The 21,116-nt window shown below is 60.2% G+C and carries 14 protein-coding genes; 8 read left to right on the top strand and 6 right to left on the bottom strand.

Annotated features, from left to right (window positions below; all coding sequences use genetic code 11):
* Positions 1–5: 5 nt before the first annotated feature.
* From F8A88_RS11195 to F8A88_RS11170, 6 genes are all read left to right on the top strand, one after another.
* Positions 6–1,145, top strand: coding sequence for a glycosyltransferase family 2 protein (locus tag F8A88_RS11195; RefSeq protein ID WP_151151240.1), 1,140 nt, complete (start codon positions 6–8; stop codon positions 1,143–1,145).
* 28 nt (positions 1,146–1,173) lie between these two features.
* Positions 1,174–2,070, top strand: coding sequence for an amino acid ABC transporter substrate-binding protein (locus F8A88_RS11190; protein WP_151151239.1), 897 nt, complete (start codon positions 1,174–1,176; stop codon positions 2,068–2,070).
* A 238-nt stretch (positions 2,071–2,308) separates the two neighbouring features.
* Entirely contained in the window at positions 2,309–3,523 is a 1,215-nt protein-coding gene (gene trpB, locus F8A88_RS11185) for a tryptophan synthase subunit beta (RefSeq protein ID WP_151151238.1), read from the top strand.
* A 163-nt stretch (positions 3,524–3,686) separates the two neighbouring features.
* On the top strand, positions 3,687–5,045 hold the full coding sequence (locus F8A88_RS11180) for an 8-oxoguanine deaminase (RefSeq protein ID WP_151151237.1): 1,359 nt from the start codon (positions 3,687–3,689) through the stop codon (positions 5,043–5,045).
* Positions 5,046–5,324: 279 nt separating this feature from the next.
* A complete protein-coding gene (gene thrC / locus F8A88_RS11175) occupies positions 5,325–6,506 on the top strand; it encodes a threonine synthase (protein WP_151151236.1) in 1,182 nt (393 codons plus the stop codon).
* 4 nt (positions 6,507–6,510) lie between these two features.
* Positions 6,511–7,965: a pyridoxal-phosphate dependent enzyme gene (locus F8A88_RS11170; RefSeq protein WP_151151235.1), complete on the top strand. Its 1,455-nt coding sequence runs from the start codon at positions 6,511–6,513 to the stop codon at positions 7,963–7,965.
* A gap of 99 nt (positions 7,966–8,064) precedes the next feature.
* On the opposite strand, the gene F8A88_RS11165 is transcribed toward F8A88_RS11170, so the two are convergent.
* From F8A88_RS11165 to F8A88_RS11140, 6 genes are all read right to left on the bottom strand, one after another.
* Positions 8,065–8,805, bottom strand: a complete 741-nt coding sequence (locus tag F8A88_RS11165; protein WP_151151234.1) for a fumarylacetoacetate hydrolase family protein — start codon at positions 8,803–8,805, stop codon at positions 8,065–8,067.
* 28 nt (positions 8,806–8,833) lie between these two features.
* The gene (locus F8A88_RS11160; RefSeq protein ID WP_151151233.1) at positions 8,834–11,128 is read right to left on the bottom strand and encodes a mechanosensitive ion channel family protein; all 2,295 of its coding nucleotides are present in this window, start codon (positions 11,126–11,128) and stop codon (positions 8,834–8,836) included.
* Between the two features lie 97 nt (positions 11,129–11,225).
* Complete coding sequence (locus F8A88_RS11155) at positions 11,226–14,102, bottom strand: bifunctional diguanylate cyclase/phosphodiesterase (RefSeq protein ID WP_151151232.1); 2,877 nt, start codon at positions 14,100–14,102, stop codon at positions 11,226–11,228.
* Between the two features lie 74 nt (positions 14,103–14,176).
* Complete coding sequence (gene moaA, locus F8A88_RS11150) at positions 14,177–15,178, bottom strand: GTP 3',8-cyclase MoaA (protein ID WP_151151231.1); 1,002 nt, start codon at positions 15,176–15,178, stop codon at positions 14,177–14,179.
* 9 nt (positions 15,179–15,187) lie between these two features.
* Positions 15,188–16,816, bottom strand: a complete 1,629-nt coding sequence (locus F8A88_RS11145; RefSeq protein ID WP_151151230.1) for an FmdE family protein — start codon at positions 16,814–16,816, stop codon at positions 15,188–15,190.
* A 181-nt stretch (positions 16,817–16,997) separates the two neighbouring features.
* Positions 16,998–19,088, bottom strand: a complete 2,091-nt coding sequence (locus tag F8A88_RS11140) for a molybdopterin-dependent oxidoreductase (RefSeq protein WP_151151229.1) — start codon at positions 19,086–19,088, stop codon at positions 16,998–17,000.
* 355 nt (positions 19,089–19,443) lie between these two features.
* On the opposite strand from F8A88_RS11140, the gene F8A88_RS11135 reads away from it, so the two are divergent.
* Both F8A88_RS11135 and F8A88_RS11130 read left to right on the top strand, forming a co-directional pair.
* Complete coding sequence (locus F8A88_RS11135) at positions 19,444–19,893, top strand: 4Fe-4S dicluster domain-containing protein (protein ID WP_151151228.1); 450 nt, start codon at positions 19,444–19,446, stop codon at positions 19,891–19,893.
* A 116-nt stretch (positions 19,894–20,009) separates the two neighbouring features.
* Entirely contained in the window at positions 20,010–21,092 is a 1,083-nt protein-coding gene (locus tag F8A88_RS11130; RefSeq protein WP_151151305.1) for a sulfite exporter TauE/SafE family protein, read from the top strand.
* Positions 21,093–21,116 lie beyond the last annotated feature (24 nt).

Raw genomic sequence — 21,116 nt, 5'->3', positions numbered from 1 at the left:
AAAACATGCCCAAAATCACTTTTGCCATACCCTGCTACAACATGGAGCGCTGGCTTCCGGTCACGCTCGAATCCGTCCTGCAACAAAGCGAACCCGACGTGGAGGCGCTGGTCATTGACGACGGCTCCACGGACCGCAGCGGTGAAATAGCGGATTTCTACGCCAAGGCCGACCCCAGAATCCGGGTCATCCACCAGCCCAACGGGGGCTTGGGCAAGGCCCGCCAGACCGGGCAGGACAACGCCAACGGCACATTCATCACCTGGCTGGACGCGGACGATTTTCTGGACCGCCACGCCGCAAGAAACATGCTCGGCGTGGCCGAGCGCGACAACGTGGACATGGTCTGCGGTAATGCCGTCGTGTTTTCGGACACGACCTTCAACACCCGCCGCTATTTCCACCTCAAGCCCGTGGCGCGCACCACTTTCGACAACCCGGACTACTGGAAATGCAAGGTGGTCTGGCGCTGGATATTCAACCTCGACTTCCTGCGGCGCAACGGTTTCCGCCACGCCCACTACAAATACAGTCAGGACGTCTGTTTCATGTATCAGGCCCTGAGCCGCGTGGGCCATTTTTCCCAATGCCCGGACTTCTTCTATTACTTCCGTCAGGAACACAAGAGCAATTCCGTGAGCATGGAAGGGCTGGTGGAACACCAGTTCGCCCACTTCAAGGACGTGACCGCGTTTTTGAGCAACGAGGGCCGTATCAAGCCCATGGTCAAATACCTGCAGGAAAACTACCTGCGCGACACCTTGAAGTTCGCGGCCCGCATCGAATCCACGGACGACCACTGGGCAAAACGCTGGCTTGAACACAGCCTTGCAGCGTTCAACGGTCTGGACCCGCAATGGTTCACCCCGCAGTTCATGGCCCCGGAACTCAAATGCCGCAAGCACATGCCCGAACTGGCCGACGCGCTCATCCGGGGCGACGAATCCGCGGCCATGGCCCTGCTGGAATCCTACATGCCCAAACCCTCGGCCGTTTCCAAGCCCAAGGCGCTGGACAAGGCCGGAACCCTGCACACCATCCGCAGACGCATCAAATCGCGGCTCAGCCCCCTGTCGTGGAAGGCCAGAACCCGGCTCCACGCGCTGGAAAAACGGGCCGCAAAGCGACGCAATGCACAGGGCTGACCCGACACCTTCATCGTCGAATAGACCTATGGCGAATTCCAAAAAGCCGTGCTATGCCGATTGGGTGTTCAAACCATGCGCCTGCATACTCGCACTGCTCATCCTTGCAGCGTCAATTTCGGCATCTGCCGAGCCTCTCGTATTACCCATTGCCGCTTCGCAGGACTATGCATACAGCTACAAGGATTTTCTGAACAGGCACGGCGGCTCTCCTTATTCGATTGACGATTTTGCGGGAACGACCCGTGGCGTGACCTCGCTGGTGCTCATGCAACAGGCCGCCAGAATCGGCGGCATGCCCTTTGAGGTCAACGTGCTGGAGTCTCCGAACCCGGGCAGGGCGATGCTTTTGGTCAAGCAGGGCAAGGCCGCGGCCTTTGCCAGCGACATGTGGCAAAACGAATTCGACGACACGGTGATCATGTCTCCCCCGGTGGTGCGAAAGGGCGAGTTTGAAAAAGGTATCTACGGGCTGCGGGAAAACTCCGCCCTGATGGCCGTCCGCTCGCTCAAGGAACTACGCACTTTCAGCACGGCCGTGGACCTGACATGGCAACGGGACATCGAAACCCTGACCGCCATGGGCATACACACGATCACCAAGGTCCCCCGCTATGAACTCATGATCCGCGTGGTCGGCGGGCACAGGACAGATTTCATCATCGCGGAATTCGCGAATGTGAACCACGACTTTTCGTTCACGGCATATGGGGTGAAGCTGTATCCTGTTCCGGGCGTAAAGATCGTCATCCCGCACAGCAGGCACTTCATGTTCTCGAAAAAACACCCCATGGGCGCACGGCTGGCCAAGGCCGTCAATTGCGGCATGAAACAACTGCGCAAGCAGGGGCGGATTCGCAAGGCGCTTGAACAATGCGGGTTCATCAACACAGGCGTGGCAAAATGGAAACAGATATACCCATGAGCCAAGGCAGTGCATTGACACCCGTTCGACTTCGCGCTAGGAGATTTTTCATGCACATGTTCGCAACGACTTTCCTCACCGATGGCAACTGGTGGTGGCGCTGGTAACAGGCGCCGTGGAACGTCACGTCCGGACATCTGGACAAAAAGACACAATGAGAACCGCGGCAGTAAGCACTGGCCGCGGTTTTTTTGTGCCCGGTGCGTGTCCGCAGAAAAAAAGAGAGAGGAGCAAAACCATGACCAGCATCACCGCAGAGGGATTTTTCGGAGAATACGGCGGACAATTCGTGCCCGAACCGCTCAAGCCCATCCTGAACACCTTGGCCGAGGCCTTTGAGAAGTACCGCAACGATCCGGAATTCATCAGGGAATACGAATACTACGTCAAACACTTCTCGGGCCGCGAAACCCCGCTCTACCTGTGCAAAAACCTTACGGAAACACTGGGCGGCGCAAAGATCTACCTCAAGCGCGAAGACCTCAACCATCTGGGCGCGCACAAGGTCAACAACACCATCGGCCAGATCCTGCTGGCAAAACGCATGGGCAAGAAAAAGATCATCGCCGAAACCGGCGCGGGCCAGCACGGCGTGGCCACCGCGGCCACGGCCGCGCTCATGGGCATGGAATGCACCGTATACATGGGGGCCGTGGACGTGGAACGCCAGAAGCTCAACGTCTTTCGCATGGAAATGATGGGCACCAAGGTCGTTGCCGCCCAGTCCGGCCAGCGCACCCTCAAGGAAGCCGTGGACGAAGCGCTCGGCGCATGGATCCAAGACGCGGAAGACACTTTCTACCTGCTCGGCTCGGCAGTCGGGCCGCACCCGTACCCGCTCATGGTACGCGAATTCCAGTCCATCGTGGGCCGCGAAGCCAAACAGCAGATTCTTGAAGCCGAAGGACGCCTGCCCGACTGCTGCATCGCCTGCGTGGGCGGCGGCTCCAACGCCATCGGCCTGTTCTCGGAATTCATCGAGGACAAGGACGTGGCGCTCATCGGTGTGGAACCGTCCGGCCGCGGCCTGAAATACGGGGAACACGCGGCCACCCTGTGCCTGGGCGAGCCGGGCGTGATGCACGGCTTCAACTCCTACATGCTCAAGGACGAAAAGGGCGAGCCTGCCGAGGTCTATTCCATTTCCGCCGGGCTCGACTACCCCAGCGTGGGTCCCGAGCACTCCATGCTCAAGGATCTGGGCCGTGCCGAATACGTATATGCCTCGGACAAGGAAGCCGTGGATGCCTTTTTCCAGCTCTCCCAGATGGAAGGCATCATCCCGGCGCTGGAATCCTCCCATGCGCTGGCCCATGCCGTCCGCATCGCCCCGGACATGGACAAGGACGCCATCATCGTGGTCAACCTGTCCGGCCGCGGCGACAAGGACGTTGCCCAGATCGAGGAAATGGTGGCCAAGGGCGAATTCGAGCTGCCGCGCATGAACGGCTAGCAGCCTATGGAAACAAAAAACGGAGCGCACGCCACCGCCATGGCATGCGCTCCGTTTTTTTCGGTGACCGCCATGCGCTGAATCGGGTACGCATTTTGCTTCAACATCACGGAACGTCCGGCCATCACAAAGGGCACGCAACAGGAAAGCAAGGAGTTTGACCGTGAGCACGCGTATCTGGATCAAGAACCCGCTGGCAATCTTCACCGGAACCGAACAGGACGCGGGCGGCGGCCTTGTGGTTGCGGGCTCGGTCGTCACCGAACTGGTTCCCGCAGGCGGGAAACCATCCGCACCCGTGAACGAGACATTGGACGCGAGCCAACACGTGGTCATCCCCGGGCTGATCAACACGCACCACCATTTCTACCAGACCCTGACCCGCGCCTTTCCCTCGGCCCTGAACAAGAAACTCTTTCCGTGGCTGCAGACCCTATATCCCATCTGGGCCGGGCTCAGGCCCGAACACGTGGCCGTCTCCACGGAGCTGGCCCTTGCCGAGCTCATGCTCTCGGGCTGCACCACGGCGGCGGACCATCACTACGTATTTCCCGAGGCCGTGCCGGACGGCATCGACATTCAGGCGAACGTGGCCAAAAAGATGGGCATGCGCGTGGCCCTGACGCGCGGCTCCATGAGCCTCGGGCAGGATCAGGGCGGGCTGCCGCCGCAAAGCGTGGTGCAGGACGAGGACACCATCATGGCCGAAAGCGAACGGCTCGTGAACCGGCTGCACGACCCAAGCGAAGGCTCCATGACCACCATTGCGCTGGCCCCGTGCTCGCCCTTTTCCGTCACCGCCGAACTCATGCGCGCATCCGCCGAGCTGGCGCGAAAACAACAGGTGCGCCTGCACACTCATTTGGCCGAAACCAATGACGAAAACGATTTCTGCAACCAGTTCGCCGGGCAGCGTCCGCTGGACTACATGGAATCCTTGGGCTGGCTCGGCCCGGACGTATGGTTCGCCCACGGCATCCACTTCACGCCCGGGGAAATGCGGCGCATGGGCACAGCAGGGGTCGGCGTGGCCCACTGCCCTTCGTCCAACATGATCCTCGCCTCGGGCATTTGCCCCACCAACGAACTGGAACAGGCCGGGGTGCATGTGGGGCTGGCCGTGGACGGCTCGGCCTCCAACGACTGTTCCAACATGATGCAGGAAGTGCGCATGTCCCTGCTCATCGCCCGGTTGCGCTACGATGCGGACGAGGTCACGCATTTCGACGTGCTGCGCCGCGCCACGCAAGGCTCGGCCGCCTGTCTTGGCCGAACCGACCTCGGCACACTCGCGCCCGGCAAACAGGCGGACATGGCCCTGTTCAAACTGGACGAGCCGCGCTTTTCCGGGGCCGGCGACCCGCTGGCCGCCCTTGTGGTCTGCGGCCACCACCGCGCGGACCGGGTCATGATCGCCGGGCAATGGAAAGTAAAGGACGGACAGCTTGCGCATGCGGACATGGCCGACATCATGCACCGGCACACCCAGGCCGCGCACGAGCTGACCGCACAATGGCGCTAGCGAAAAGCTCAGCCTCCGACGATATCCCGAACGCCGGAAACAATATATCAAAATGATAATTTTATCAATTCAAGACCGTATCGAATCATTCTTGGAACGCCCCGCATGTCCGGATCTCCCCGGACAATGCCGGGCATTCGTTTTCTACTTTTCATTTCCGCAATAAAACCAACACACTAAAAAATACTTTCTCATTCTGATACGGTCGGCACTGTTCTTGCCTACACGGATTCACGGCCTATTGGCCTTTTATCGAATTCGAGACCAAGGACACGAAGCATGAATTTTTCCTATTGCTGCACCGAATGCGGCAAACGCTATGAAATCACGCCGGAACTCACGGTCTGCCCGGACTGCGCCAAAACGCAGCAGCCGGACCAACCCCTTGCCGGAGTCTTGGAGGTGATGCTGGAAGGCGAGCCGCCGCAGAACTGGACCGTGGCCGACCTGCTGCCGGTTCCGGCCGAGTACTTTCCGCCCGCGCCCGTGGGTGACACCCCGCTCTGGGAGCCGCGCAACCTGCGCGCGGAACTGGGGCTGCCCAACCTGTTCATCAAGGACGACGGGGCCAACCCGACCTCTTCGTTCAAGGACCGCGCCTCGTTTCTGGTATCGGCCTTTGCCAAACAGCACGGCATCAAGGACATCGTACTGGCCAGCACAGGCAACGCGGGCTCGTCCATGGCGGGCATCGGCGCCGCCGCCGGGCAGCGCGTGACCCTGTTCCTGCCCGAGGCAGCGCCCCCGGCCAAGATCATTCAGGCCATGCAGTACGGCGCGCGCGTTTTCAAGGTGCGCGGCAACTACGATTTCGCCTATGCGCTCTCGCAGGAATACAGCCGCAGACACGGCGGCATGAACCGCAACACCGCCTACAACCCCATGACGCTGGAAGGCAAGAAGACCGTGTCGCTGGAACTGTTCCGCCAATTGGGCAGGGTGCCGGACCACGTGTTCGTGCCCACGGGCGACGGCTGCATCATCGGCGGGGTCATCAAGGGCTTTGCCGATCTGGTGCGGCTGGGCATTGCCGAGCGCATGCCCGTGATCTGGTGCGCGCAGTCCGAGGGCAGCGACGCCATCAACCGCGCGCTTGACGGCGACGGAACCTTTGCCAAGCGCAGCGCGACCACGCTGGCCGATTCCATTTCCGTGGACGTGCCCGCCAACGGGCACGCGGTGGTGCGCCAAATGCGCGAGCATGGCGGCAGGACCGTGACCGTGCCGGACGCGGCCATTCTCAAGGCGCAGGCCAAGCTTTCCTCCAGCACCGGGCTGTTCACCGAACCGGCCGGAGCCGCGGCCATGGCCGGGATGCTGGCCGCGCGCAAACACATTTCCCCGGACCAGACCGTGGTGGTGCTGGCAACGGGCAACGGACTCAAGGATACCAAAACGGCCATGCAGGGTGTGCACGAACCGGGCAGGGCCATACAATCTATCGACGACATCAAGGAGTAAGACCATGATCGACCTGAGCGTAAACCGCGCCATGATGGAACAGAACGCGGCCTACTGCCGCGAAAAAGGCATCACCCTGCCCACCTTTGAAATGATGCGCAACCCGGAAACGGTGCCCGGAGCCATCAAGGACAAGCTGACCAAAACCGGGCTGTGGGACATTGACCCGGCCAACCTGTTCCGCATCACGTGGAAAAACGAACCCAAGGCCTCCGGCGGCCTGTACGGCGGGGTCAACCACATGGTGCTGCCGCCGGAACTGACCGGCTGCAAGGCGCAGATCGTGCTGCTGGTGGGCAAGTGGTTCCCCACGGGCGCGCACAAGGTGGGCGCCACGTACGGTTGCCTCGTGCCCAGACTGATCACCGGCCAGTTCGACCCCAAGACCACCAAGGCCGTGTGGCCCTCCACCGGCAACTACTGCCGCGGCGGCGCATACATCTCCACCCTGCTGGCCTGCTCGGCCATCGCCATCCTGCCCGAGGGCATGAGCCAGGAACGTTTCGACTGGCTGCGCACCGTGGCCGGCGACGTCATCGCCACGCCGGGCTGCGAGTCCAACGTCAAGGAAATCTTCGACAAATGCAACGAGCTGGAAGCCTCGGGACAGGACCTGCGCATCTTCAACCAGTTCGACGAGATGGGCAACCCGCTGTGGCACTACAACGTGACCGGCCCGGCCTGCGCCGAGGTGCTGGATCCGCTGCTGGAACAGGGCAAGCGCTTTGCCGCATACGTGTCCTCCTCCGGCTCGGGCGGCACGCTGGGCGGCGGCTACTACCTCAAGAACCGCTATCCCAAGTCCAAGATCGTGGTGGCCGAGGCACAACAGTGCCCGACCCTGCTGCTCAACGGATTCGGCGACCACCGCATCGAAGGCATCGGCGATAAGCACGTGCCGTGGGTGCACCACTGCCGCGACACGGACGTGGTCATTGCCGTGGACGATGAAAAGCCCATGCGCCTGCTGCGGCTCTTCAACGACGCCACGGGCCGCGACGTGCTCAAGAAGCACGGCGTGAATCCCGAGCTGGTGGAAACCCTCGACCTGCTGGGCATCTCCAGCATCGGCAACACGCTGGCCGCCATCAAGTACGCCAAGTACGCGGAACTGACCGAGGACGACGTGGTCATGACCATCGCCACGGACTCCATGGAACTCTACGGCTCCCGCGTGGCCGAGCTGGAAGCCGAGCGCGGCGCATATTCCGAGTCCGACGCGTGGCGCGACCTGCAGCTCATGCAGGACACCACCTACGACCACACTCTGGAGCTGACCCACTACGACAAGAAGCGCATCCACAACCTCAAGTACTTCACCTGGATCGAGCAGCAGGGCCGCGAGCTCTCCGAACTGAACGACCAGTGGTACGATGCCGAGAACTACTGGGGCAACACCTTCAGCCAGGCCGATCAGATGGATGAACTGATCAAGGAATTCAACGACATGATCGGTTAGTTTATCCGTCGCCTACCGATAACCGAACGCCCCTGTCCGCATGCGCGGACAGGGGCGTTTATCATTCGATTCAAGCTAAACGGGCCATGAAACGGTCAATCAACCGACCACATTTTCCAGCACGCCGATCCCCTGAATGTCCACCTCCACGCGGTCGCCCTTTTCCATGGGCCCCACGCCGGGCGGCGTACCGGTCAGGATCACGTCTCCGGGAATCAGCGTCATGACCTGCGAGACAAAGGAAACCAGATAGGAAACCGGAAAAATGAAATCCGCAGTGGTCGAATGCTGGCATGTCTCGCCGTTCAGGCGCAGGGAAATGACTGCGTTGGAGGGATCGAATTCGGTCTCGATGCATGGACCGAGCGGCAAAAAGGTATCGAACGACTTGGCCCGGACCCACTGCCCGTCCCTGGCCTGAATGTCTCGGGCAGTCACGTCGTTGGCGCAGGTATAGCCGAGGATGTGCTTGTGGGCCTCGCTTTCGGGAACGTCCTTGGCCTGCGTACCGATGACGATGGCCAGCTCGGCCTCGTAATGCAGATTCTGCGTCTGGGAAGGATAGCGGATCACGCCGCCGGACGCACACAGGCTGGACGGCGGCTTCATGAACAGCACGGGTTCCTCGGGCACTTCCATGGAAAGCTCGGCAGCGTGTTCCCGATAGTTGAGTCCGACACACACCGCCTTGGTAGGTACGCAGGGAGGCAACAGGGAAATATCGGCCAGGGGCAGCGTTTCATCCGAAGGCTTGAAGCCGGCACCCATGACGCGCACAAGAGAACCTTCCACTATACCCCACGTTCCCCGGCCGTCCCGGTCGAATCTCACGATCTTCATGACGTCTCCCTGTTTTGCTTGTTGCGGATCAGTGCTTGTCCTGACCCTTTTCCTCTTCCTCCACGGCCTGGGCCACCGCGGCGCCCACCTGTTCCTTGAACTGCCGGTCGTCCCGGGCATCGGACGGCAGGGCCACCGAGACCTTCCGATAGGCGAACTGCAGGCCCTCTTCCTCGAAATAGCGGCGCAGCTTTGCCAGCACCAGCTTGCGAATGGTAAACTGGTGGCCGGGCTTGGTCATGAACTTGATGCGCATGCGCATGCCGTATTCCTCCATGGCCTTGACGCCCTGCGACTTGATGTCGCCCAGCATGCCGCCCGCCAGTTCCGGAATGGCCTTGATCTCCTTGTTGATGCGCTTGACGATCTTTTTCACGTGCTGGATGTCCGTGTCGAAGGGCACGAGATATTCGAGCTTCATGACGCTCCAGTCACGGGTCATGTTGCGCACCTCGCGGATGGAGCCGTAGGGCACGGTGTAGAGCATGCCCAGATGGTGGCGCAGCTTCATGGAGCGCACGGAAATCTCCTCCACGGTTCCCTTGGCATGGGACAGCTGGATATAATCGCCCACCCGGAATGCGTCATCCATGAGAAAGAACACGCCGGAAATGATGTCCTTGACCAGCGTCTGCGAACCGAATCCGATGGCGATGCCGAACACGCCCGCACCCGCCAGCAGCGGCCCGGTGTTCACGCCCAGCGACGAAAGCACGATAAGCACCACAACAACGACAAGCACCGCAAAAGTGAACCGCTTGAGCAGTTCCAGCAGCGTTGCCAGACGGTCTCCGCCGTGCCCGCCTTCCTCGGATTCCTCGTCCGCCTCGGCCTGCCCGCGCAGTTTTTTCTCGATGGCCGCACGCGCCACGGTCCAGAAAATATAGGCCAACACAAGGGTTACAAGCACGCTGAGCGCACCTTCGGCGACTCGACGGGCCACGGGCAGGTTAATGCCCCAGATTTCCAGCATCACCAGAACGAAAAGCGAAAAGAGCACCACGCTGAACATCTTGTGCAGGAACCGCCGCAACCGGGCCACGGGGCACCCAGTCTCCAACGGAGCGCCATGTTCGTCCACCACGAAATCCCGTTTCGGATCAGACGGAGGCTGGTCCTTTTCCAGCAGGGCCGGACCCGCAATCTCGCCGGCATAAACCACCATGCGGTCCACCACCCAGGACAGCAAAAGATAGGCGGGAACCACCAGCAGCGTCAGCAGGCCGGAAAGCATGGCCGTGTAGCCGAAGGCCACCAGATTGACCACCCAGAATGCCCAGAAGAACAGGACGTACAGCGAAAAGAACACATGCCAGCTTCCGGCAAGACGGTAGCGCAGTGTTCCGGGCAGAAAGGCGCGAGAGAGCACCTCGGCTCCGGTGTGCGCGTTGGCCAGAGCCATGGCCACCAGCGTCAGGCTGACCAGCAGTCCGGCCAGTCCGGTGGCCAGCAGGTACAACGCCAGGGTCGTGTCGAACAACTGCACCACGCCGAGCACCAGAATGCCGAGGCCGAGTTCCGCAGCGATCACACAGGAATACCGGGACAGGGTCCGCGCTGTTTCATCACGCAGGGGAAGCAGACGCAGGCCCGGGGCACTGGGCGCAAAAAGCAGGCGCGCAACCAGCCGCACAGCCTCGAACAAAAGCACGGCAACAATCCAGACCATGAGCATGGGCCGTTGCCGGCCGGGCTCGTGCAGAAAAATCACGTACACGCAGGCCAGCACCAGCATAGCCAGAACAACGATGCCCAGTTCCACGCCCAGACGCGTGAACATGCGCGTCATGCGGTAGAACAGTCCGGCCTCGGCAGGAGTGGCGTCCATATGCTGCCGCAATGGCCGGCACAGGCGGCCGAATCCCCACAACAGCAGGGTCCACAGGGCCGTAAGCACGGCAAGCCCCACAACCATGGGGCGCACAGATACGGGATGCGCGCCCGTCTCGTCACCGACAAACAGGCGGGGCAGAATGTGCGGCACAAGGCGCGCACCGGAAAAGACATATGCAAAACGATCCCTGATATGCAGAACTTTTTTCTGGATATGGTGAAGAGCAGCCCCCAGCCCGTGTTTGCGCTCCGCCTGTTGCCGCGCTGCGGCATCCTTTTGCAGGTAATCGAGCAGCACGGATCGGACCTGTTCGTCGCTCATGGCACCGAGTATTCCCGCAACCTGATCCGGAGTGGCGTTTTCCGGGATGACGACGGACTGCTGCGAAGCCTTTGCCTGCTGCGGCAAGGGCAAGGATTGGGCCTGCACACGGCCCGAGAGCGCAAAAGCCACGAGCAAAATCGTTGCGGCCGCAACTTTCCAACGCATGAATACTCCTCGATGCTGTACGAACAAAAGGCGCAAACCAATCAGGACAACCCCGAACAAGACGAAGCCGCCGTCACGACAAAGCCGGAAAAGACTCTCAGCCTTCCCCGCTCCTCGTTTCAAAGCCTGTAAGATACTCCTCGAACCCGGGTGCAGGCAACGGCGGGCTGAACAGGAAACCCTGCACCTGCTGGCAGCCGAACGAAGTCAGAAGCTCCTGCTGTTCCACTGTTTCAACGCCTTCGGCCACGACCTTGATGCCCAGATTGTCCGCCATGACGGTGATGGTCTGCACGATGTTGGCGTCGTTGGGGTCCTCGCAGATATCGCGTACGAACGACCTGTCGATCTTGAGCGTATCAATCGGGAATTTCTTGAGATAATACATTGAAGAATACCCGGTGCCGAAATCGTCGATGGAAATCCGGATGCCCATGGCCACAAGCTGATTCAGCTTGTACACGGTATCGTCGATATCCCGCATGATGGTGGACTCGGTTATTTCAAGATCCAGCCGGTCCGGCGAAAGGTCATGAATATCGAGGGTGCGCCGCACCATTTCCACAAGGTCTTCCTGCCGGAACTGCTCGGGCGACAGGTTCACGGCCACATTAAGACCGGCATGCGGGCCTTCGTCCAGAATGCGCAGGAATGCACAGGCCTTGTCCAGCACGCGCGCACCGATGTCGATGATCAGACCGTTTTCCTCGGCCAGAGGAATGAAGTCCATGGGACTGACCACGGTTCCGTCCAGCCGCACCCAGCGCACCAGAGCCTCCATGCCCGAAATCTTCTTGTTGGCCAGGTCGATCTTGGGCTGGTAATAGACCATGAATTCGTCCCGCTTGAGCCCCTGGCGCATGTCGCGCTCCAGTTGCATGCGCCGATTGACCCTGTCATCCATCTCGCGGGTGAACACATGGTAGGAGTTCTTGCCCAGATTTTTGGCCCCGGACATGGCCATGTCCGCATTCTTGATCAGCGTGTCCGGGTCCTTGCCGTCTTCGGGGTAGAAAGTCATGCCCACGCTGGCCGTGATATAGGCTTCCTCGCCGCCGAGAATGAACGGCGGTTCCATGGCTGCCAGCAGCTGGTGGACCACGTCCACGGCATATCGTTCGTCAAAACGGCCTTCGAGCAGGGCCACGAACTCGTCTCCCCCGATCCGGGCCAGTGTATCCTCCTCGTGCAGGGTGGCGCCGAAACGTTCCGCAGCCTGCTGCAACAGCAGGTCTCCCATGGAATGCCCCATGGAATCGTTCACGTTCTTGAAATTATCCAGATCAATATACAGCACAACAACCCGTCCATCGTCGCGGGCGGCATGATTCATGGCCACGGAAAGGCGGTCCAGCAGCAACACCCGGTTGGGGAGTCCTGTCAATGCGTCGTGGTTGTGCTGGTAATGCAGTTCCTCTTCCTGACGCTTCATGTCGGTCAGGTCATGGAACATGGAGACATAATGGCTGACCTGGCCGTTTTCGTCATGGATGGCGCTGATGGTCAGCAATTCCGGATACGGTTCCCCGTTCTTGCGGCGATTCCATATTTCCCCGGCCCAATGCCCGTTCTCCTTCAACGATTGCCACATCTCGCGGTAAAATTCTTCGGAATGCTTGTCGGACTTGAGCACGCGGGGATTCTCCCCCACCACCTCATGCCGCTCGTACCCCGTGATCACGGTGAAGGCCGGATTCACGGTCACGATGCGGCCGTTCACATCGGTTATGACGATACCCTCCAGCGCGTTCTGGAAAACCTCCTCGAAAAGCACCTGCTTGTGCTCCACCTGACGGCGAATGCCCATTTCGCTGTCCAGCCTTTCCCGGGACTGCTGCAACACGTCCATGAACTGGTTGAACCGGAGGGTCAGCCGCCCGAGTTCGTCTTCGGAATCTCCGTTTCCACGCACGGAATAATCGCCGTCCGCGGCCTTTTGGAGCATGAGCATGAGCCGTTGCAGCGGCGATGAAATACTGCGGGCAACCAATGCGCTCAGGGGGATGATCAGCAACATGGCCAAAAGTCCGCTCCCCGCGAACAGCCAACTCAGCGTATGGAGGGGAGCGTACATCTCGTCACGGTAGATGGATGCCGCAACAATCCAGTCGAATTCCGGCAGATACCGAAAAGCCACAACCTTTTCCCGTGCTCGTGATTCGCCGGGATTCTTCCATGAATATTCGAAAAGGCCGTTTTTCCGGCGCACCATTTCACGGACAATCTGCTTTCCGTTGGCATCTCTGGCATCCAGAACATTGTCCGATATCCGGTGATGAATGATGAGATTACCCTTGGTGTCCAACACATAGGCGTACCCGGACTGGCCGAGGCGAATGGAAAGCACGCTGTCGCGAAAATCAGCGGAGTCCACAAGGGATGAGAACTCATCGCGATACGAGGTCACGGCCACATACCAGTCCCAGGGCTTGAAGTATTCCACATACAGAGCCTTTTCACGGGGACGTTTTTCGCCGGGATTCTGCCAGGCGTACTCAAGGTATCCCTGCTTCAATTTCTGCATGCGCTGCACAAATTCACGGCCGGAGACATCCGTTCCTTCAACGCTCTTTTCGGGGTGCAGGCGCACCACACCGGAACTGTCCAGACAATACACGTATCCGGTACGGCCAACGGTCTGGCTGTCCAGTATCATCCGGGCATCCCGACGCGCCTCACGGGCCGTCATCTTTCCGGACCGAACACCTGCTTCAAGGGAGGACAGGATTTGCACGTTCTTTTCGGCGATGGCGCGCAGCCTGTTCCTGATGGAAGCGGCTGTGGCAGCCCGTACCATGCCGGCCACGGAATCCGTGGTTACGCGCAACTCATCACGGACATCCCGCTCGACAATGCCGCGCACCAGCAGGTAGGACATTCCGCCCACCAGCGACATGACCAAAAGGAAAAGAACGGAGTACCCGACCACAAGTCGGGTGCCTATGGACTTTCCTCGCAAAAACCTTCGTATCATTCTGTCACCTTACAACACTTATGAAACAAGGCAACACGGCAAACGAAATCAGACAAGTATAATCCTGTAACGGTTCATCCGCCGATGGCGGACATGCGTGTGTGGCAGACACCGTCCTCGCCGTGCATGTTTTCCAGCAGTCGGTGCCCCATGGGCTTGCCCACAGTGGCCGCCCGCACGATGCGCTCCAGGGAATCCCGGTTCAACCGGGGGTTGCGCAGGGCCGGACGAAGGCGAAAGACCTTGTCAGAAAACAGGCATGTACGCAAATCCCCGTCCGAAGTCAGGCGCAGCCGGTTGCAGGTGGCGCAAAAGTGGTTGCTATAGGGAGAGATCACACCGATGCGTCCCTGACCGTTCACCAGATTGAACATGCGTGCGGGGCCGGAGTTACGGCCCTTGCCCACCAAAGGCTCGACGGCTGTCAGCGCCCTGATGTCCCGCACGATGTCAGCGGCAAGCCACACGGAATCCCGCGACCAGCGGGTCCCGTCGCCGATGGGCATGAACTCGATAAACCTGAGGTCCAGGGGATTTGCTTCGGCAAAGGCCACGAAATCGGCCAGCTCGTCACTGTTCACGCCGCCCATGGCCACCACGTTGACCTTGAGCTTGATTCCGGCATCAAGGCAGCGGTCGATATTGGCCCGCACCTCATGAAAGAGATCGCGACCGGTTATGGCCCGGAACTTGTCCGGCTGCAGCGTATCCAGAGACACGTTCAGCCGGACCCCGGTTCCGGCCAACCTTTCGAGGTGTTCGCCGATGCGCGTGCCGTTGGTGGTGGCGCACAGTTCCAGATCAGGAAACTGCCGTGCCGCCTCCACCAGAAAGTCGGTGAACCCCTTGCGGACAAAGGGTTCGCCGCCGGTAAAACGCACCTTGTCCACGCCCATGGAAACACCCAGTTCCATGACGCGAAGGATTTCCTCATACCGAAGGATGTTCGGATGCGGAATGAAATGCATGTCCTGGCTCACGCAATAGGTACAGCGCAGGTTGCATCGGTCCGTGACGCTCACACGCAGATAACTGACCCTGCGACCATGGCCGTCCTGCAAGGAATCGGAATGCATGGCATCCTCCTATTTCCCGAACGGACACTTGGGGAAGGTACAGGTTCTGCAACCCAGGCAAAAGCCGCCTTCGGCCATGCGCGCGAGATCGCGCCGGCTGATGTCCTTTCCGGCCAGCAGGCGCGGCAGCAGCAGGTCAAGGCTCGTGGTCTTGTAGAAAAGCGCGCAGGCAGGAACACCCAGCACCTGCACGTCGCCGATGCGGCCCACAAGGGTCATGGCTCCGGGCAGGATGGGTGCGCCATACACATAGTCGCTCAGGCCCGCGTCGATGAGGGCCGGGCGGGTCACGTCGTCCGGGTCCACGGAAAGACCGGCCGTGGTCACGATGAGGTCCACCCCGGCATCAAGCATGGCATACACGCTGTCCGCAATGGCCTTGCGGTCGTCCGGGGCGATGGCCGTGGTGACCACCTCGGAGCCGAGGTGCTGCACCTTGCTGGAAATCACGGGCGCGAACTTGTCTTCCACAAGCCCCTTGAACACTTCGGTCCCGGTGACCAACACGCCCACCTTTGCCTTGCGCAGGGGCAGAAGCTCCAGCAGGGGCTCTTCGCCCAGCACGGCAATGGCGCGGCTGTAGTTTTCGCGGGAAATATACAGGGGAATGGCGCGGGTTCCGGCCACGTTCTTGCCCTTTTCCACCACGATGTCGCCCTGACGCGTGGTACACATGACGTCCGGCACGAGGTTGAAGGCTTCCAGCTTGTCCCTGTCAATGGTCAGAAGGCCGGAACATGCGGCCCTGAAATTGATCTTGCCCTCGGACGGGTCCGGGTCGTAGTCGATGCCGTCGCCGGCCATGCGGCCCGCAAAATGCTTGACCGCCTCGTTTTCATGAACCCATTCAGCGCCCGGGTCGGTCAGCTCCTCCACGAAGACTCGCTGACGGCCCATGCGGTGCAGCCGGCAGATGTCGCCGGCGGAAAATTCCTGTCCGGCCTTGAACTCGGCTCCCTTGGATTCGCCGGGAGCGATGCGGGTCATGTCGTGCAGTGCGGTGCGTCCGACAGCCTCCTTGGCGGAAACGGCCTTGAGTTCCGGGCTTGCCTGCGCAACAGGACGGCGTTCAAGGGAAATATAGGTGGCCTCACCCTGACAGCCTCGGCAGATGGCACCGTCGTTGGTGGGATAGGCCTCGCCACAGACCGGGCACAGGCCGATGGTGCGCATGTGCTTGTGGCCGAGATGCTTTTCCGGGATGATGATGCGCTCCATGGAGCAGGTGCTCTCCCCGGCTTCCTTGATCTCCCGGAACAGGAGATCCGTATCCTGATCCTTCTTGGCCCGTTCCTTGAGAAACCATGAACGGGTCTCGGGGAATTTTTCCATCTTGTCCGCATCCAGCCAGACACGCACGCCCTCGCCCGTGAACTTGTCGAACATGCTCAGGGCGTAGCGGCCCAGATTGTTCACACGCATCCAGCTGTTGCCGGTGCTGCACAGGGTCAGCATCTGCACGGCGTCCGGCAAACATTTGTGCGTTTCCACCACCACTTCGAAAAGCGTGCCCTCGGGCATTTCGCGCTTGGCCATTTCGACCATGTAGGCGCCGATCAGCAGCCCGGGCGCAGGATACCCATGGAATTCAGCGGCCCAGGCCTTGAATTCCTCAAACGTCAATTCTCCGATGTTCATTATGTTCTCCATTCGGGGGTAACAGTGGGCAGCACGGTTGCATCGTACCACCCCGCCTTGAAAAATCAACCCGCCGAGAGCTCATGGAGTTCGGCGGGTTGTCGGCATTCTTCAACAATACCGATGAGGGCCCGAAAACGGGCCCTCTCTGGTGACGGTGACACCGTGGAACGCGAAACCGCTATTCCTTGGTGACGGTGACGAAATGCTCCTGCATGGCCACGGCTCCGCCGGCCTTGTCGTACTTGCGGATGCCCTGGGGCATGAGTTCGTTGTCGGCCACGCCGCGTCCGCGGGCGCGGGATTCCGTGGGCAGGGTGTGCCCGAAACCGTGCAGCATGAAGATGGCTTCCGGATGGACGTAGTCCGTGACGAATGCGCGAATCTTGCCGCGATGGGTGCGGGAGCCGACATTGACGTAGTCGTTGTTTTCGATGCCCAACTCCGCTGCACGTTCCGTGTTGATCCAGAGCACGTTTTCGGAAACGCGCTCGAACAGCAGCTTGTTGTTCAGGGTATGGCCCTGCGTGTGCACGCCGCAACGACCGAAGGTGATGCGGAAGGTCCCTTCGGGCGGACGTTCCGGTGATTCGTAGGGTTTGAGCGAAAGGTAGCCGCTGTTCTCCAGCTTTTCGTTGATCATCTCGATCTTGCCGGAGGGAGTCTTGAACGAACCTTCCTTGACCGGACGGTACAGAGCCTCGTCCGCCAGCGAAACCATGCCGGTTTCCTCGAAGTCCTCAAGGGTGACGCCTGTTCCTTCCAACTGGAAATTCCAGACATCCTCGATATTATTGTAATCCAGTTCCTTGAGGCCCATGCGCCGGGCCAGCCCACAGTAGATTTCCCATTCGGAGAGCGTGTCGTAAACAGGTTCCACGCAACGGGGCCTGCGAATGAACGAGGGACGCAGGCCGTTCTTGGCGGCCAGCACGGAGTCGCGCTCCAGATAAGGCGAAAGGGGCAACACCACGTCCGCGAACCATGCCGTATCCGACCAGGAGAAGGTCACGGAAACCAGCAGCTCCAGCTTTTCCCAGAGCTTCTTGACGTCGGCCACGTCCGGGTAGGCCATGAGCGGATCATGCCGATGCACGATGTAGGCCTTGATGGGGTAGGGCTCGCCCGTGACGATGGCGTCGTAGGACAGATGCACCAGCCCGGGACCGGCGTCGAGATGGGTGCGGCCTTCCTGCCAGCCCACGCCGTCCGCACGCTTGGCCTCGGGCTTGGGATACAGGTTCATGAAGCTGTTCAGGCCCTTGGCACCCACGTCGCCGGGCTTGTTCATGAAAGGCAGGCCGCCCTTGGCGCCGATGGAACCCAGCAGCGCGTTGATGATGTAGGCGGTGCGGGACATGTAAAAGGAATCGGAATAACGGGCGGTCATCCAGCCGGGGTGCCAGAGCACCGAGGGTGCGGCCTCGGACAGCTGGCGGGCCAGCTTGCGAATGCCTTCCGCGGAAACCGTGGTCTCCTCCTCGGCCCATTCCGGGGTGTACGGCTGCACGAAATCCTTGAGCGCCTCAAAGTCCTTGAACCAGTCGGCAACGTACTTCTTGTCGTACAATTCCTCGTTGATGAGCACGTTGATGACCGCAAGGTTGAAGGCGTAGTCCGTGCCCGGACGGATCATGAAAAAGTTGTCGGCCTTGCCGGCGCTCACGTTAGCGCGCACGTCGATAACCGTGATCTTGCAGCCGTTTTCCTTGGCGTCCAGCAGGTTGTTGACCTCGGCCACGTTGATGGCCTCGAACAGGTTGCGCTGCTGCAGGACCACGTGCTTGGCGTTCTTGAGGTCGTAGGCCACGCCCTTGCGCCCGAATCCGAACAGGGACAATGCCGAGTTCTGCACGTTGCGCGCGCAGGCGGAGTCGTGGTTGTTGTAGTTGGGCGTGCCGATGCCGCGCAAAAAGGCGCGGTACAGGTCGCGGAACGGTCCGCCGCGGTCCGAGAACAGCACGGATTCCTTGCCGTGCTTCTCCTGAATGGCCATGAGCTTTTCGGCCACATAGTCCAGGGCCTCGTCCCAGCTGACCTCGCGCCACTTGCCCTCTCCGCGCTCGCCTTCGCGGATCATGGGACACTGGGGCCGTTCATGATCATATGTAAGAGCTGTTCCGGCTGCGCCGCGGGCGCACAGGGCCCCGGCAATGCCGGAGGCGTGCGGGTTGCCTTGAATATAGGACACGCGCCCGTCTTCCACCTCGGCAAGGATGGGACAGCGCACCGTACACATGCCGCAGATGCTGTAAACGTTCTTTTTTGCCATGATTCCTCCTGACTCTATTCCTCGCCGTGCTGACGGACGTTTTTTACCAATACGCGATATACGCAGCCACAACCAGCAAAAGCAAGCAAAAACGGGCCACGTGAAAAACCGAACATGATTCCGCGTGCCGGAATCCACACCATCCCCGCCAGATACGTCAAGACTTGTGAAATTCATCACATGAGATTCCGTACAGTATGAATGAAAAATGGCCTTCCCGGCAAAAAAGTGGTGAAAAAAATAACGAGCGCAAAATTAATTGACATCACTTTGTGGTACATGATTCCTAGGCGTAGCTGGAAAACCCTCCTGCCACGGGGGGGCCCGTCATATCTGCAATGAAACAGGAGACGCCATGGCGGCCTACAAGATCATTTTCGACAAGGAACGCTGCATCAGCTGCTACGCATGCATGGTGCACTGCAAGGTGAAGAACAACATTCCGGAAGGAGTGAGCCTGAATTGGCTGGGCAGCTACGGCCCTGTTCAGGGATCGGATGGAAAGCCCAAGTTCATGACGCGGTATCAGCCGTGTGAACAGTGTACCGATCCCAAATGCGTACCGGTTTGTCCGTGTAATGCACTCCACGTCAGTCCCGAGGACAACATCGTGCATCTGGATCAGGATGCCTGTTGCGGATGCGGCAACTGTATCGCCGCATGCCCGTGGCAGGTGCCCGTCAAGATTCCCGGCACGCGCAAGGTGGTCAAATGCGACTACTGCATCGACCGTGTCGAGCAGGGGCTCGAACCGGCCTGCGTCACCGGCTGCACAGCCAAGGCGCTGACGTTCGTGCGCTTATAGGTAAATTAGGTCTGTATCATTTCATCCGGGCGGATGAGATCGTGTCCCGTAACGGAGCAACTTGAACCCGAGAGGAGGAAGCGGTGAAAAACAAGAAGTATTTCGCCATTGCAGCCATGCTGGCTGCACTCGTATGCCTCATGGCGACCCCCGCGCTGGCCGACAGGCTGGCAGAGGCCATTGCCGAGGCCAAGCCCGCCGGTGAGCCCGGCTACCTGCAGATTCCCGGAGCACCCCAGCTCAACGTCATCATCGGCCTGGTCTGGGCCGTGTGGGTCGGCTGGATATTCTCCACCGTCGGCGCGTTCGGCGGCATCATGGCCGGCGTCGGCCACATCACCATCTACGGTCTGGGCGACTACGCCAAGAGCTTCAAGAAGACCATGAAGCTGAACAAGGTCGTCACCGACTCCATCCGCGTGTCCAACCAGTGGCTCGTGGGTTGTTCGGCGGCCCTGTCCTCCTTCAACTACTTCAAGGCCGGACGTCTGGTGGCCCCGCTGGGCATCGCCCTGGCCATCGGTTCCGTGGGCGGCTCCTGGCTCATCCCCATCCTGACCGCAGGCAAGATCAGCCTCAAGGCGTACCTGGGCTACTTCGGCCTGTTCGTGCTGTTCCTGGGCTGCTACCTCTTCTACGAAACCACCCCGGCCGGCCAGAACAAGAAAAAGGCCGCCAAGGAAGCTGCCAAGGCTTTCCAGGATTCCGTGAAGAACGAAACCGCCGACACTTCCGATCAGGGCGTCAAGGTCGTGACCTTCACCCTGACCAAGTGCGTGTTCACCTTCTTCGGCGTTGAATTCTCCTTCAACCCGATCATCCCGCTGGTGGGTGGTTTCTTCATCGCAGCGCTGGCCTCCTTCCTCGGCGTCGGCGGCGGCTTCCTGCTGGTGCCGTTCCTGACCTCCGTGGCAGGCCTGCCCATGTACCTTGTCGCCGGAACATCCGCCCTGGCCGTGTTCGTGGGCATGATCAACTCCATCGCCTCCTACATGCTGCTCAAGCAGACCCCGGTGGAATGGTCCCTGATCGGCGCGGAACTCGTGGGTATCGTCATCGGCTCCATGATCGGGCCCCGGACTTCCAAGTACATCCCGGACATCTGGCTGAAGCGCCTGTTCGTTGTGCTGGCTGTCTACGTTGGCTTGCGTTACTGCTCCAAGGGCTTCCTTGGCTACAGCATCGTGCCCCCGTTCTAGGCCGCAACAGGAACAAGAAAGACC

Origin of the sequence: Pseudodesulfovibrio senegalensis (genome assembly GCF_008830225.1) — a bacterium.
Lineage (GTDB): Bacteria > Desulfobacterota > Desulfovibrionia > Desulfovibrionales > Desulfovibrionaceae > Pseudodesulfovibrio > Pseudodesulfovibrio senegalensis.
This window is presented reverse-complemented; position numbering and strand designations above follow the sequence as displayed.